The organism is Chitinophaga sp. sic0106, from assembly GCF_019219075.1.
Classification (GTDB): Bacteria; Bacteroidota; Bacteroidia; order Chitinophagales; family Chitinophagaceae; genus Chitinophaga.
Map to the genome: position 1 here is coordinate 42,640 of NZ_JAHUWJ010000025.1, position 13,901 is coordinate 56,540.

12 protein-coding genes are annotated in these 13,901 nt (G+C 45.9%); 7 read left to right on the forward strand and 5 right to left on the reverse strand.

What is annotated here, in order from left to right; translation table 11 throughout:
* Window positions 1–34: 34 nt before the first annotated feature.
* Window positions 35–724: a DedA family protein gene (locus KW844_RS26030; RefSeq protein WP_218379700.1), complete on the forward strand. Its 690-nt coding sequence runs from the start codon at window positions 35–37 to the stop codon at window positions 722–724.
* A 93-nt stretch (window positions 725–817) separates the two neighbouring features.
* Entirely contained in the window at window positions 818–2,053 is a 1,236-nt protein-coding gene (locus KW844_RS26035) for an MFS transporter (protein WP_218379701.1), read from the forward strand.
* Between the two features lie 2 nt (window positions 2,054–2,055).
* On the opposite strand, the gene KW844_RS26040 is transcribed toward KW844_RS26035, so the two are convergent.
* From KW844_RS26040 to KW844_RS26050, 3 genes are all read right to left on the reverse strand, one after another.
* Window positions 2,056–2,517: a MarR family winged helix-turn-helix transcriptional regulator gene (locus KW844_RS26040; protein ID WP_218379702.1), complete on the reverse strand. Its 462-nt coding sequence runs from the start codon at window positions 2,515–2,517 to the stop codon at window positions 2,056–2,058.
* A 151-nt stretch (window positions 2,518–2,668) separates the two neighbouring features.
* Window positions 2,669–3,610 (reverse strand): malate dehydrogenase, encoded by a 942-nt coding sequence (gene mdh, locus KW844_RS26045; protein WP_218379703.1) that lies wholly within the window; start codon window positions 3,608–3,610, stop codon window positions 2,669–2,671.
* Between the two features lie 219 nt (window positions 3,611–3,829).
* Entirely contained in the window at window positions 3,830–4,333 is a 504-nt protein-coding gene (locus KW844_RS26050; protein ID WP_218379704.1) for a peroxiredoxin, read from the reverse strand.
* Between the two features lie 188 nt (window positions 4,334–4,521).
* On the opposite strand from KW844_RS26050, the gene efp reads away from it, so the two are divergent.
* The 4 genes from efp (at window position 4,522) to KW844_RS26070 (ending at window position 8,072) form a co-directional block, all read left to right on the forward strand.
* Window positions 4,522–5,085, forward strand: coding sequence for an elongation factor P (efp, locus tag KW844_RS26055; protein ID WP_218379705.1), 564 nt, complete (start codon window positions 4,522–4,524; stop codon window positions 5,083–5,085).
* A gap of 56 nt (window positions 5,086–5,141) precedes the next feature.
* A complete protein-coding gene (accB, locus tag KW844_RS26060; protein WP_218379706.1) occupies window positions 5,142–5,621 on the forward strand; it encodes an acetyl-CoA carboxylase biotin carboxyl carrier protein in 480 nt (159 codons plus the stop codon).
* 104 nt (window positions 5,622–5,725) lie between these two features.
* Window positions 5,726–7,063, forward strand: a complete 1,338-nt coding sequence (gene accC, locus KW844_RS26065; protein ID WP_218379707.1) for an acetyl-CoA carboxylase biotin carboxylase subunit — start codon at window positions 5,726–5,728, stop codon at window positions 7,061–7,063.
* Window positions 7,064–7,166: 103 nt separating this feature from the next.
* Window positions 7,167–8,072 carry a hypothetical protein gene (locus KW844_RS26070; protein WP_218379708.1) on the forward strand — a complete coding sequence of 302 codons (906 nt, stop codon included), beginning with the start codon at window positions 7,167–7,169 and terminating at the stop codon, window positions 8,070–8,072.
* An 83-nt stretch (window positions 8,073–8,155) separates the two neighbouring features.
* Here the strand turns inward: KW844_RS26070 and KW844_RS26075 are convergent, their stop codons facing one another.
* Both KW844_RS26075 and KW844_RS26080 read right to left on the reverse strand, forming a co-directional pair.
* Window positions 8,156–8,821, reverse strand: coding sequence for a hypothetical protein (locus KW844_RS26075; RefSeq protein ID WP_218379709.1), 666 nt, complete (start codon window positions 8,819–8,821; stop codon window positions 8,156–8,158).
* Between the two features lie 204 nt (window positions 8,822–9,025).
* Window positions 9,026–11,215: a glutamine synthetase III gene (locus KW844_RS26080; RefSeq protein WP_218379710.1), complete on the reverse strand. Its 2,190-nt coding sequence runs from the start codon at window positions 11,213–11,215 to the stop codon at window positions 9,026–9,028.
* A 470-nt stretch (window positions 11,216–11,685) separates the two neighbouring features.
* On the opposite strand from KW844_RS26080, the gene purL reads away from it, so the two are divergent.
* On the forward strand, window positions 11,686–13,887 hold the full coding sequence (gene purL / locus KW844_RS26085; protein ID WP_218379711.1) for a phosphoribosylformylglycinamidine synthase subunit PurL: 2,202 nt from the start codon (window positions 11,686–11,688) through the stop codon (window positions 13,885–13,887).
* Window positions 13,888–13,901: the final 14 nt, after the last annotated feature.

Genomic DNA, 13,901 nt, shown 5'->3' on the forward strand with positions numbered 1-13,901 from the left:
AATTTACCGATCCCGAAAGTTTATTTAAAAGCGCATGGACCAGATTATAGAGTTATTTAAGCATCTCATTAATCCATCATGGATTATTGAGCACGGAGGATTATACCTGTTAGTAGCGATCATTTTTGCAGAAACCGGCCTGTTTGTAGGCTTCTTTCTGCCCGGGGATTCCCTGCTTTTTCTGGCAGGAATCTATGGTAAAGAGTTAAGTGCCAGCTTTTACGATGCACCATTTTTCGTATTAATGCTGATTATTGCCCTGGCCGGCGTGCTGGGTAATATTGTTGGATTCTGGTTTGGCCGTAAGTCAGGGCCATTGCTTTTCAGCCGGAAGGATACCTTCCTGTTTAAAAAGAAGCACCTTTTCCAGGCCAAAGAATTTTTTGACAAGCATGGTGGCGGGGCTATCATTCTTGCCCGTTTCCTGCCGATTATCCGCACTTTCGCGCCAATTGTGGCGGGCATTGTGGGTATGGAACGTAAGAAATTTATGTTCTATAATGTTGTAGGATCTTTTGCATGGGTATTTTCCATGATGCTGGCCGGGTATTTCCTGGGTAACAGCTATCCTACCATCAAAAATCACCTGGAGCTGATCGTTGGTATCCTCATCCTGATCACCACCCTGCCGGTTATCCTGAAACTGGTGTTCGGAAAGGCGAAGGTGCCTCATGAGCATATCAAGGAAAATCATCCGGATGAAATGACGGAATCGAATAAATAAATAATTTAGAAAAAATGCCATGAAATACTATCTTTCATGGCATTTTTGTTTTTATCAACCACGTTTATTTATTAAGTTTTATCAACCACGCACATGAAAACCGAGAGCCAATCTGCTTCCATCTTCAACGTTGCCGTTATCGTTGCCTCGCTGGGTTATTTTGTGGACATCTACGACCTGTTGTTATTTACGATCGTACGTGTACCAAGTTTGCAGTCGCTGGGTCTGCCGCAGAGCGAAATCGACTCCGGCGCCGGTTTATTACTGATTAATATCCAAATGGTAGGATTACTCCTGGGAGGGCTTTTCTGGGGAGTTTGGGGAGATAAGAAAGGCCGTTTGAGTGTATTGTTCGGGTCTATCCTCATTTATTCGGTGGCCAATATCGCGAACGGTTTTGTGCAGGGCATCACTGGCTATGTGTTATGGCGTTTTGTGGCGGGCTTCGGGCTTGCCGGGGAGCTGGGAGCCGGTATTACGCTGGTATCAGAAATCCTGCCCAAGGAAAAGCGGGGTTATGGTACTATGATAGTGGCTACCGTAGGCGTTTCGGGGGCAGTTGCTGCTAACCTGATTGCTAAAGCGGTGGGCGACTGGCGCATCTGTTACTTTATTGGTGGCGGATTAGGACTGGCCCTGCTGGTGTTACGTATCTCTGTAATGGAATCCCATATGTTTAACCAGGTAAAAGCGACGGCTACCACCCGTGGTAGCCTGCTGGCATTGTTTACCAGTAAAGAGCGCCTGCTGAAATATATTAAGTGCATTTTGCTGGGTACCCCTACCTGGTTTGTGGTGGGCATTCTGATTGCCTTTTCCAACAAGTTTGCCCGGGAAATGAATGTACAGGGAAATATTAATCCGGGAGATGCAGTGGCTTTTTGTTACGCTGGTCTTGTAATTGGTGATTTCAGCAGTGGGCTGGTCAGCCAGTTATTGAAGAGTCGCAAAAAGGTGATGCTCCTGTTTCTCACCCTGACAGCCATTATGGTGGCTATATACCTGAATCTGCACGGTGCCAGCACGGCACTATTTTATACTGTTTGTGCCCTGATGGGCTTTAGTGTGGGCTTTTGGGCCATCTTTGTGACCATAGGAGCGGAGAGCTTCGGCACCAACCTGCGGGCTACGGTGGCTACTACAGTTCCTAATTTTGCGAGAGGTATGCTGCCGCTGATCTCTGTTTTATTTGTGACGGCGCAGTCATACTTTAATTTATTGCAAAGCGGGGCGATAGTGGCGGTGATTTGTATAGGCGTGGCTATGCTGGCTGCCTGGACGATAGAGGAAACCTTTCACAAGGATTTGAATTACCTGGAAGATATTTAGGCTCAGGAATAGCGGTCCAGCAGCTTATCCAGTAGCTGATTGAGTTGAGCGGCTTCGGATTCATCGAGGCCTTTCAACGTATTTTCCAGTTCTTCGAGATCATCATCAATTTTGCTGAGCAGCTCCAGGCCTTTATCCGTGATACGCACGTCTACAGAGCGCCTGTCGAGTTCACTGCTTTTGCGGACTACCAGATCTGCCTTGCGCAGCCTTTCCACCAGCCGGGAAACGTCGCTCATTTTGTCGAGCATGCGATCTTTCAGCACATTGATGCTGGCTGCCTGCGGGTGCTGGCCACGAAGTATGCGCAGGATATTAAACTGCTGCATGGTGATATCGTACTTCTTAAAAAATTGCTGGTGGCGGGATGTCAGCCAGTTGCCCACAAAAATCAGACTTACAAGTCCTTTGTGATACTCGTTGAGAAAGGATTTTTGAGTGATTAACTTTTCCAGGTTAGACATATGCACAAAAGATGTATCAGAATAATTACGAAAATACGATTCTTTTTTTAACAGTAATTAACACTTGTAGGTTTTAATGCCTTGAAAATAAAAAGGATCGGCTGATTGAATGCGGCCGATCCTTTTATAGACTTCAGGTGGAATAGTACTGTTATACTTTTTGTTCCTTCATATTGTCCAGCACGTCCATTACTTCTTTCACGTGTTGGGCGGAGGTTTCCAGCAGGGCTTTTTCTTCGCCGTTGAGCTGGAGTTCTATAATTTTTTCGATGCCTTTTTTCCCCAGTACTACGGGTACACCGAGGTAGATATCTTTGAGGCCATATTCGCCGGTGAGCCAGGCGCACACGGGGAATACGCGTTTTTCATCTTTGAGGATGGCTTCTACCATCTGGGCAGCGGCTGCACCTGGTGCGTACCAGGCGGAGGTGCCGAGGAGGTTTACGATTTCGCCGCCACCTACTTTGGTGCGTTGGATGATAGCGTCCAGTTTATCTTTTGCTACCAGCTCAGTAACGGGGATACCTGCCACGGTGGTGTATCTTGGGAGTGGCACCATGGTATCGCCATGGCCTCCCATGAGGATCGCCTGAATATCTTTAGGGGAGCAGCCGATTTCTTCGGCCAGGAAGGCGCGATAGCGGGCGGTATCGAGGATACCGGCCATTCCGAAAACCTTGCTGCTGTCTTTCTTAGCGGTGAGGTAGGCGCAATAGGTCATCACGTCCAGCGGGTTGCTGACTACGATGATCACTGCATCTGGTGAGTGTTTGGTAACGTTTTCTGTTACTGATCTTACAATGTTGGCATTGGTAGAAATCAGGTCATCCCGGCTCATACCGGGTTTGCGGGGCAATCCGGAGGTAATGACTACCACGTCGCTGTTAGCGGTTTTGGCGTAGTCGTTGGTAACCCCGGTTACCTTTGTGCTGTAATAATCGATGGGAGCTTGCTGCCACGTGTCCAGTGCCTTCCCTTCTGCTGTTCCCTCCTTGATATCAAGCAAAACCACCTCCGTTAAAAAATCTCTGTGTGCAAGGACGTTGGCGCAGGTGGCTCCCACATTTCCGGCTCCTACTACTGTAACTTTCATCTTGTCTATGGCTTTTAGGTGAACGAAAAATATTATGGTGATGAATTTACGTAATTGGGTTCAACAAATGAGTTTTGGAGGGGATTTTAATTTTATGGGGAGAGAATAGAGTCGGAAGTCGGCAGTGGGGTTAAGTTCCGGGCAATTGGAGCGGCATCGGCACTATAGCATTCCGGGAGAGATGGGATACCGTTGGCCCCATATCTCTCCCGAAAAAAATTATTTATTCAGATAATACAGCAGGGAATCTACTTTGGCAGATCCTTCATAACCTTTGATAAACTTATCTTTGGCGCTGTAAATATAGAGGCCCGGGAAGAAATGCAGGTCATAGAAGTACATGATCTGGCGGGTAGGCTCGCTGGCCATGATAATGTTTGGGTATTTGGCAATATTATATTGTTTATAGTACTCTTTCATCTGGTCTACATTAAACGGAGTGACCATCAGGATCTGGTATTTCTTGAATTTATCCATGTTTTTGATCACCTCTTCTGTCAGGTGTTTGCAATGATCGCAGTCAACGCTGAATACGAACACCATGGTTTTTTCCTTTCTCAGGTCATTTTTCGTGATTTTATGGCCGTCCGGAAGGGTCAATTCAAATGCTGGCTTCACCGGATACTGAAGATAAGGTGGTTTATTATTGGCAGCGGCGGTATTGAACTGGGCTTTCAGCATCAATGGCATGCAGGCACACAGCAGTAAAAACAAATAACGCATAGTTCAGATTTTCTTGAAATTTGGGGTCAATTTACCCCTTTAATGTCATTATTTGCATAAAATTGAAGAAAAATAGGTCAAAAAGGGACTATTCTGCCTATTTTTGGGAGGAAATTGATTGTTCATATGCGAAAATTTTTACTTTTGCATTCCTTATAAATTTTTAACTTAAAAAATAGTAAGCTTTTATGGCTACCACCGCAGATATCAGAACAGGATTAATCATCAAGCTGGATAACAGCTTATATTCTGTTGTAGAGTTTGGTCAGAACAAAACCGCGCGCGCAGCTGCAAAGGTTTGGGCTAAATTAAAGGGCGTTGACAATACACGTTCTATTGAGCATACCTGGAACTCCGGCGATACCATTTATCCGGTTCGTATCGAGAAGAAACCTTTCCAGTTCTTATATAAAGACGATACAGGTTACAATTTCATGGACAACGAAACTTTCGAGCAGATTGCGATGCCTGAATCGGCTATCGATGCTCCTCAGTTCCTGAAAGACGGCCAGGAAGTATCAGTACAGATCAACACTGAAACTGACCAGTACATGGCGGTGGAGCTGCCTGACAAAATCGTTGCGCTGGTAACTTATTCAGAACCAGGCGTTAAAGGCGATACTGCTACCCGTACATTGAAACCTGCTACTATTGAAACCGGTGCAACCGTGATGGTGCCACTGTTTGTAGATGAGGGAGAAACGATCCGTGTAAACACCAAGACCGGCGAATATATCGAGAGAGTAAAATAATTGACTAGAGACAACTAGACTAACTATATCACATTTCTAAACCAAAAGCTGTCTACATGGACTTTAAACAGATTCAGGAACTGGTAAAAATGATTAATAAATCAAATATCAGTGAACTGAGCATCGAGCAGGACAAGTTTAAGATTACAATAAAACAGAAAGACAACGAAGTACAACAGGTGATTGCGGTACCAGCGCCAGTGGCACAGGTACAGGCGGTAGCACCTGTAGCTCCTGCAGCTGCACCTGCTGCTCCGGCTGCTGCACCAGCGGCAACTGCGCCAGCGGCGGCAACTAACCTGATTACCATTAAATCACCAATGATCGGTACTTTCTACCGTTCTGCGGGTCCTGATAAGCCACCATTCGTCAACATAGGTGATGAAGTTGCGCCAGGTAAAGTGGTTTGCATCATCGAAGCGATGAAACTGTTCAATGAAATTGAGAGTGAAATAAGCGGTAAAATCGTGAAAGTGCTTGTAGAAGACGCTTCTCCGGTTGAATACGACCAGCCTTTATTCTTAGTAGAACCATAATTGCATGTAGCCTTTGGTCATTAGCCTTTAGTTTTCGCAGCTTTTGCATAACTAAAGGCTAATTGCTGGGGGCTATCCTCTTTTCTTAACTTATCAGGAAAACAATGTTCAAAAAAATATTGATTGCTAACCGTGGAGAGATTGCCCTCCGTATTATCCGTACCTGTAAGGAAATGGGTATTAAAACGGTGGCAGTATATTCCACAGCAGATAAAGACAGCCTGCACGTGAAGTTTGCAGACGAGGCGGTTTGTATCGGAAAGCCACAGAGCAGCGAGTCGTATCTGAATATCCCTCACCTGATGGCAGCAGCGGAAATTACCAACGCTGACGCTATCCACCCTGGTTATGGCTTCCTGGCTGAAAATGCCCGTTTCGCTGAAATCTGTGGTGAGCACGGCATTAAATTTATTGGCCCTACACCGGAGATGATCCGTAAAATGGGTGATAAAATGACTGCCAAAGAAACCATGATTGCTGCAGGTGTGCCTGTAATTCCAGGTTCAGAAGGATTGCTCAAAGATGTTGCAGAAGCTAAAATGCTGGCAAATAAAATGGGCTACCCTGTAATCATGAAAGCTACTGCCGGTGGTGGTGGTAAAGGTATGCGTGTGGTATGGGTAGAAAGTGAACTGGAGAATGCTTACAATATGGCTAAGAATGAAGCCCGTGCTTCATTTAACAACGACGGTATCTACATGGAGAAATTCGTGGAGGAACCTCGCCACATTGAAATCCAGGTAGCCGGTGACCAATACGGTAAAGTATGTCACCTTTCTGAAAGGGATTGCTCTATTCAGCGCCGTCACCAGAAACTGGTAGAAGAATCACCTTCTCCGTTCATGACGCCTGAACTGCGTGAGAAAATGGGTGCTGCCGCTATTGCTGCTGCATCTGCTATCAACTACGAAAGCGTTGGTACCATCGAGTTCCTGGTGGATAAACACCGTAACTTCTACTTCATGGAAATGAACACCCGTATCCAGGTAGAACACTGTGTAACCGAAGAAGTAATCAACTTCGATCTGATTAAAGAACAAATCAAAATCGCAGCTGGTATTCCTATCTCCGGTAAAAACTATACACCACAGATGCACGCGATCGAATGCCGTATCAATGCGGAAGATCCGTACAACGACTTCCGTCCGTCTCCGGGAAGAATCACTACCCTGCATATTCCTGGCGGTCATGGTGTACGTGTGGATTCACATATCTATGCCGGTTACGTTATTCCTCCTTTCTATGATTCCATGGTGGCTAAAATCATTGCGGTGGCTCAAACCCGTGAAGAAGCGATCAATACAATGGAGCGCGCACTGAGCGAGTTTGTAATCGAAGGTGTTAAAACTACTATTCCTTTCCATCAGCAACTGATGAAGAACGAGGACTTCCGTAAAGGTAACTTTACGACTAAGTTTATTGAGTCTTTTAAGATGCAGTAAGGAAAGCAACTAAATTATCCAGCTCCTGATTTAATAGTCAGGAGCTTTTTTTATTGCCTATATTATCGGCAGTCAATATTCAATAATAATTATCTCTTGTTTTATGAAATCTTTTCTCTTGCCTTTGCTGTGCGTGTTCTCTTTGTTGTCCCAGGCTCAAACACCAAACTTAGATATCACGAATGGTACACCCGGTTTATTATTACACAACACTTATGATGACCTACTCCCGGCAGGTACCATCCAGTTCAAAATGGCTGGAACTGAAGTTGGTCGTATTGAAAGTTTCAGAGATGTTGCAGCAGGACGTTTATCCTCCATCAGATTTTACACCAGAACCGGCAACGGTACACCCGAGGTAATGCGTTTGAACTACAATGGGAACGTTGGTATTGGTACCACTAATCCGGCTGCCGGCCTGGAGGTGAAAACGGTAGGATTTCTGGAAAACGATGTCAGAGCTGCGGCTATACTTGGAAATTCCTGGAACGACTGGACTTTCTTTGGGGGGACCAACGGGGGCCGTATCCGAGGAAGTAACGAAGGCTACCTGATCCTGGAATCAGCGGATCAGGGAACAGAAAGAATTATAGGACTTAACAGGTTTTCCTCCGGAAATGTGATTATAGCTACAGGAGGCGGAAATGTGGGTATAGGCACTGCTGCTCCTGATTCCAAACTAGCTGTAAAAGGTACTATCACCGCGCAAAAAGTAAAAGTTACTGCTACTGGCTGGGCTGATTATGTATTTGAAGATACTTATAAGCTGCCTACACTCACAGAACTGGCAGCTTATCTGAAGGAGCATAAACATCTCCCGGAAATGCCTTCAGCAGCAGATATAGAAAAAAACCAACTGGATGTAGGAGAGAATCAGACCATTCTGGTAAAAAAGGTGGAGGAATTGACATTGTACATCCTGCAGCTCAATGAAAGGCTATCTGAACAAAATAAGCTCCTGATGCAGCAAGCAGGAGAATTGAATGCTTTGAAACAACGGATAAAATAGAGGGTGCTGAATATCCGGTGGCTGTAAAAACCAATGGGTCGCCATACGGCGACCCATTGACCATTGAATAGCAACTTAAATAATTACTTTGCCGTGTTACCAGCTGCTTTGTCGTCTTTCTGAAAATCCTTCTTAGATCCTTTGCGATAGCCGGGTTTGTGATGTTTTCCCTTGTTATCAGCCATTGCCTGATACTGCTGATATTGTTCAGCGGAGAGTACAGATTTGACCTGCGCATCTTTTTCCTGATGCAGGGATTTTAATTTAGCCAATTGATCTTGTTTGGCAGCGGTGCTGTCTTGTTTAATTGCTTTTGCTTTAGACTTGAAATCCTTGTGGATAGCCTGCATTTTGGCTGTCTGGTCGTCCGAGAGATTCAGGGAAGCTAACGCTTTTTTGCCCCTGGTGCTGTCGCTGCGATGCATGTTTTTCTGGTGCATATCCGCCATTTTATGTTTCATGGCAGTGTGTTGCTGTTCCCATTTGGCAGCCTGGTCGGGGGTAAGCACCGATTTTACCTTTGCTTCCCTCGCATTGCTGAGTTCCTGCATTTTGGATTTTTTGTCGGCAGCGGAAAGACTTTCGTTCTTGCGTACCTGTTGGGCATCCTGCATGAAGGATTTGTTTATGTCTTTCAGCTTTGTTTGCTGTTCTGAAGTCAGGTTTAATTGCTTAATCCTGCTGGAATCCTGTGCCATGGCGGGAATAGCGGCAGCCATAAAGCAGATCATTAGTAAGTTCTTAAGCATATTGGTTGTTTTAGGATTAGACGCTTAGGTGGTTCCGGGGTTTAAAAGGGAAATATTTAAGATATTTTAAAATTTCGTTAAGGCGAGCACTCCCAGGGTGGGAGGATGGGCCATGACAGTCCTAGGCATTGACATCTCCCTAAAAAAAATAAAGCCCCGGATGAAAATCCGGGGCTAATCATACACCAAAACAATCTTACGGTTTTATCGCAAGAAAAGCAGCTCTCTGTATTTAGGCAATGCCCATTTCTTGTCATCTACCAGGAACTCCAGTTTATCGGAGTGGTAACGGATCACATCAAAGTAAGGCTTGATTTTTTCACAGTAGTCGATCGCTTTCTGGCGGCTGTCGGTAAGTTTATTAGCAACTTTACGCGCCTCGATCATAGCCTGTACGTTCTCACTGATGACATTAATATGTTCAGAAATTTTTGCGGCGATTTGTTTCTGCGCTTTCACTGACTCTTCACCTAAACCAATTTCTTTCAGGCCTTTGATGTTGGAGATCAGCTCGTTCAGGTAGCTGATAGAGCAAGGCAGGATGTTGTTGGTAGCGAGGTCGCCGATAACGCGAGCTTCGATCTGCACTTTTTTCACGTAGTCTTCCAGGAGGATTTCGTGACGAGCATGCAGTTCTTTTTCGTTGTAAACACCGATTTCGGTGAACAGTTTGGTAGCTTTAGGCGTAACGAATGCGTCGAGTGCTTTAGGAGTGGTTTTGATATTTTCAAGACCTCTTTTTTCAGCTTCTTTTTCCCACTCTTCGGAGTAGCCGTCACCTTCAAACAGGATTCTTTCCGAATCTACAATATATTTTCTAAGAGTTTGCATAATTGCAATCTCTTTTTTCTCACCTTTTTCGATCAGGCCATCTACTTCAGATTTGAAATCAGTCAGTGTTTTAGCCACGATTGAGTTCAGAACGGTCATTGCAGAAGCACAGTTTGCAGAAGAACCTACGGCGCGGAACTCGAACTTGTTGCCGGTGAAGGCGAACGGAGAAGTACGGTTACGGTCGGTGTTGTCCAGCATCAGCTCTGGAATGTGACGGTGCAGGTCCAGTTTCAGGATAGCTTCGTCTTGTTCGTCGAACTTGTTGTTTACGCGGGATTTAACTTCCTGCAGTACATCATAGAGATATTTACCGGAGAATACGGAGATGATGGCTGGAGGAGCTTCGTTAGCACCCAGACGGAAGTCGTTAGATGGAGAAGCGATGGACGCTCTCATCAGGTCAGCGTAGTCATGTACCGCTTTGATCGTGTTCACGAAGAAAGTGAGGAACATGAGGTTGGTCTTAGGAGTTTTACCAGGAGCCAGCAGGTTAACGCCGGTATCGGTAGCCATAGACCAGTTATTGTGTTTACCGGAACCGTTGATACCAGCAAATGGTTTCTCGTGCAGTAACACTTTCAGTTTGTGACGTTTAGCCACTTTATTCATTACGTCCATCAGCAGGGAGTTATGATCCACGGCGATGTTACATTCTTCGAAGATAGGAGCGCACTCGAACTGAGAAGGAGCTACCTCGTTGTGACGTGTTCTTAAAGGAATACCCAGTTTGTAGGATTCTTCTTCGAAATCACGCATGTAAGCGTAAGCTCTTTCAGGAATAGCACCGAAGTAGTGGTCTTCCAGCTGCTGACCTTTAGATGGAGCGTGACCAACAACGGTACGACCGGTCATGATCAGGTCAGGACGAGCGTTAGCGAGGTTTTCGTCTACCAGGAAGTATTCCTGTTCCCAGCCGAGGGTAGGAGTAACTTTGGTAACGTTTTTATCAAAATAGTTACATACATCTACCGCAGCTTTGTCGATTGCAGCGAGTGCTTTCAGCAAAGGAGCTTTGTAATCCAGTGATTCACCGGTGTAAGCAACGAAAATTGTAGGAATGCAAAGTGTTTTGCCATAACCCTGTTCCAGGATGAAAGCTGGAGAAGAAGGATCCCAGGCAGTATAACCACGAGCTTCGAAAGTTGCTCTCAGACCACCGTTAGGGAAGCTGGAAGCATCTGGCTCCTGTTGTACCAGGGCATCACCGTCAAAAGTTTCGAGGGCAGAGCCATCGCTTTTCAGTGTGAAGAAAGAGTCATGTTTTTCTGCAGTAGTACCAGTCAGCGGTTGGAACCAGTGTGTATAGTGGGTCACACCCTTTTTCATTGCCCAGGCTTTCATGCCGGAGGCAATCTGTTCTGCCATTTTACGCTCAAGCTTAGAGCCGTTTTTAATGGAATTCATCAGGCTCTTATAAGCCTCGTCGCTCAAATATTCACGTACGATTCTGCCGGCAAATACATTTGAACCGAATACTTCGGTGATTTTGCCATTATGTTCGGTGAGTTTGGAGTCTACGCCAGCTAATCCTTCCAGCGCGGTAAAACGTAACGATTGCATGCTGTAATTAATTTTACACAAAAGAACATAATAACACCGGTAAATGCAATAAAATTGTTCACTTTAACCAAAAAATTACATTTTGAGTCTAAAAAAGCTACTTATTTTTCCATTTGGTCAAAAAAAAGATGGTTGTGCAGTGCGAAACTGATAAATTAAAAAATATTTAATATAATAAGCGGTTGCATATCTTATGAGAAAATATTTCTATCTCATACCCATGGCAGGTTTCAGCAGGAAAGGAGGTAGAAAAGTATATTATGGATCATATGGGATTTTGCTGCTTCGGATCAAAGAGAGTGCCTTCGGCCCTCTCTTTGATCCTTGATTTGGAGCGAGCCGCCGGCTCGCTCCAAATCAAGGACATACCAGAAATAAGTGCGCAAAACAGCTATGTTTCACTTTGGCAGTTGTATGAAAATCATGTAATTTGTAATACCCATTATTCACTCGTTTTATACCTTTTTCGTATGCAAACTACCGTAGAAATTGCTGAACAGCTGGGACTTACCGCTGACGAGTTTGAAAGAGTTAAATCCACGTTAGGCCGATCCCCGAACTTTACAGAACTAAGCATGTATGCCGCCATGTGGAGCGAACACTGCAGTTATAAAAATTCCCTGGTATGGTTAAAGACACTTACGCGAGAAGGTGATCACCTGCCCGTGAAAGCCGGCGATGAGAATGCCGGCCTGGTGGACATCGGCGAAGGCAATGCCGTAGTATTCAAGATTGAATCGCATAACCACCCTTCCGCCATCGAGCCGTTTCAGGGTGCCGCTACCGGCGTAGGAGGCATTCACCGCGATATATTTACCATGGGCGCCCGCCCGATTGCCCTGCTGAACTCCCTGCGTTTCGGAAGCTTCAACAACAATAAATCCAAAGACATTATAAAAGGAGTAGCGGCTGGCATCAGTCACTATGGAAAAGATTTTGGCGTACCTGCCATCGGCGGTGAAATCTATTTTGAGAGTAACTACCAGAGCAATCCGCTGGTAAACGTCATGAGTGTTGGTGTCGTGAAAACAGGTCAAACCATTTCTGCTACTGCTTATGGAGATGGAAACCCTGTGTTTATCGTTGGTGGCGTGACCGGCAAAGATGGTATCGGAGGGGCCGTTTTCGCCTCGGCAGATATCACAGAAGATAGTGCAGAAGACCTGCCGGAAGTACAGCAAAGTAACCCGGTCCTCGGTAAAAAACTCCTGGAAGCATGCCTGGAAGTTGCGCCCACCAAAGCGCTCATCGGTATGCAGGACATCGGTGCTGCCGGCATTACCTGCTGTGCCGCTGAAATGAGCGCCAAAGGCGAACATGGTATGATCCTCCAGCTGGATAAGGTGCCTGCCCGCCATCCTAACATGCGTGCCTGGGAAATCCTCCTCAGTGAAAGCCAGGAACGTATGCTCATGGTAGTTAAAAAGGGCCAGGAGCAAACAGTAATCGACATTTTTACTAAATGGGAGCTGCATTGCGCGCAAATAGGCCATGTTACGGCGGATAAAAACCTGAAATGCTACCTCCACGAAACCCTGGAAGCCGATGTGCCGGCAGCTTCACTGGTACCAGGTGGCGGCGCTCCGCAATACCACCGCGCCTATACGGTACCTGCCTACTTCGAAAAAATACGACCTTTCGATATTCAGTTTATACCGGACACAAATAATCCGCAGTTTGTAGCTGAAAGAATGATCGCACAGTCCAATATCGCCTCCAAACGCTGGATCTATAACCAGTACAATGGCGGCACCACGGCTCCAAGCGATGCGGCCATTGTGCCACTCCCGGGTACAGATAAGGCACTGGCGGTTACTACCGACTGCAACAGCCGCTACGTTTATGCGGACCCGCACCAGGGGGCTCAGATAGCTGTAGCAGAAGCGGCACGCAACATTGTGTGCTCCGGCGCTGAACCGCTGGCCATCTCCAACTGCCTCAACTTTGGTAATCCCTACGATCCGGAAGTGTACTACCAGTTCGTATACGCCCTCAAAGGCATCACGGAAGCCTGCAGAAAATTTAATACGCCAATCACCGGCGGCAATGTCAGCTTCTATAATCAGTCGCCCGATGGTGCCATTTACCCAACACCGGTTATAGGTATGCTGGGCATCCTGGAAAACCAGGCGGCATTGCTTACCCAGGGCTTTAAACAGGAAGGCGACCTGATCTACCTGCTCGGTCGCAGCCGTAATGATATCAGCAGCTCTGAATATCTCCACAAAATCATTGGTATTGAATACAGCCCGGTGCCGCACTTTAATATAGAAGAAGAACTACACCTGCAAAGAGCAGTGTCCAAGTTGAATAAAGCCGGTGTATTGCAGTCAGCCCACGATGTGAGCGAAGGCGGCCTCTTTATCTCCGTATTCGAAAGCGCCATTCCCAACGGTCTTGGCTTCGAGATTCGTACCAACGATAACTTCCGGACGGATGCCTTCCTCTTCGGAGAAAGCCAGAGCCGCGTGATTGTATCCATTCGTCCTGAGGATAAAGAGAAATTTGATGCGGTGATTCATACCATTATTGATGCTACAGATATATCCATACGCGCAGAGAAAATCGGCGTGGTAAAGGGAGATACTATTGTAGTAGATAATGAGGTGTGGGGTAAGGTAGCCGAATGGAAAAGAATTTATAACACCGCAGTAGAAGAACACCTGAAATAAAATAGCTGGTATAA

Coding starts and splice junctions, on each gene's coding strand:
- KW844_RS26030 (WP_218379700.1), top strand. CDS start 35: ATGGACCAGATTATAGAGTTATTTAAGCATCTCATTAATCCATCATGG.
- KW844_RS26035 (WP_218379701.1), top strand. CDS start 818: ATGAAAACCGAGAGCCAATCTGCTTCCATCTTCAACGTTGCCGTTATC.
- KW844_RS26040 (WP_218379702.1), bottom strand. CDS start 2,517: ATGTCTAACCTGGAAAAGTTAATCACTCAAAAATCCTTTCTCAACGAG.
- mdh (WP_218379703.1), bottom strand. CDS start 3,610: ATGAAAGTTACAGTAGTAGGAGCCGGAAATGTGGGAGCCACCTGCGCC.
- KW844_RS26050 (WP_218379704.1), bottom strand. CDS start 4,333: ATGCGTTATTTGTTTTTACTGCTGTGTGCCTGCATGCCATTGATGCTG.
- efp (WP_218379705.1), top strand. CDS start 4,522: ATGGCTACCACCGCAGATATCAGAACAGGATTAATCATCAAGCTGGAT.
- accB (WP_218379706.1), top strand. CDS start 5,142: ATGGACTTTAAACAGATTCAGGAACTGGTAAAAATGATTAATAAATCA.
- accC (WP_218379707.1), top strand. CDS start 5,726: ATGTTCAAAAAAATATTGATTGCTAACCGTGGAGAGATTGCCCTCCGT.
- KW844_RS26070 (WP_218379708.1), top strand. CDS start 7,167: ATGAAATCTTTTCTCTTGCCTTTGCTGTGCGTGTTCTCTTTGTTGTCC.
- KW844_RS26075 (WP_218379709.1), bottom strand. CDS start 8,821: ATGCTTAAGAACTTACTAATGATCTGCTTTATGGCTGCCGCTATTCCC.
- KW844_RS26080 (WP_218379710.1), bottom strand. CDS start 11,215: ATGCAATCGTTACGTTTTACCGCGCTGGAAGGATTAGCTGGCGTAGAC.
- purL (WP_218379711.1), top strand. CDS start 11,686: ATGCAAACTACCGTAGAAATTGCTGAACAGCTGGGACTTACCGCTGAC.